The organism is Rhizobacter sp. P2_H2 (genome assembly GCF_056403375.1).
In genome coordinates, this window is the sequence record NZ_JBFUFP010001856.1 from 1 (window position 1) to 519 (window position 519).

Annotated in this window: 1 protein-coding gene; it reads left to right on the forward strand. The window is 69.5% G+C overall.

Going from position 1 to position 519, the window contains the following annotated elements:
• The coding region (locus tag AC1D15_RS36605) for an alpha/beta fold hydrolase (RefSeq protein ID WP_477829952.1) at positions 1–384 on the forward strand (384 nt) is incomplete at its 5' end.
• Positions 385–519: the final 135 nt, after the last annotated feature.

Sequence of the window (519 nt, forward strand, 5' to 3'; positions counted from 1 at the left end):
GTCGGCAAGGGCTTCGCGCCCGGCGCGGGCCTCGCCCACCTGAAGGCCGATGGCGGCGGCTTCCTGTCGCTGACGCAGGAAGGCATGAGCAAGCATTTCGCGCAGGACCTGCCCGCCGCCGCGACCGCGGTGATGACCGCGACGCAAGGCCCGATCCAGGCGAAGGCGTTAGAGCAGAAGGTGTCGGTCGCCGCGTGGAAGCAGAAGCCGTCGTGGTACCTGGTCGCCGACAACGACCACATGATCGTTCCGGAGCAGCAGCGCGCGATGGCCAAGGCGATCAACGCCAAGGTTTCGAGCGTCGCCAGCAGCCACGTGCCGCAGCAGTCGCAGYCGGCCCAGGTGGCGGCGGTGATCCTGGATGCGGTGCAGGCCGCCCGCTGATCGCGGCATGATGCGGGGCCTACCGCATGCGGCGGGCCCCCGTTCAATTCCAGAGTCCTTCGATCGATGTCCTCCCCATCCGCCGCGCTGCCCGACGCCCGCGTCACCGTCTTCGATGCCGTCAAGGCGCTCGCC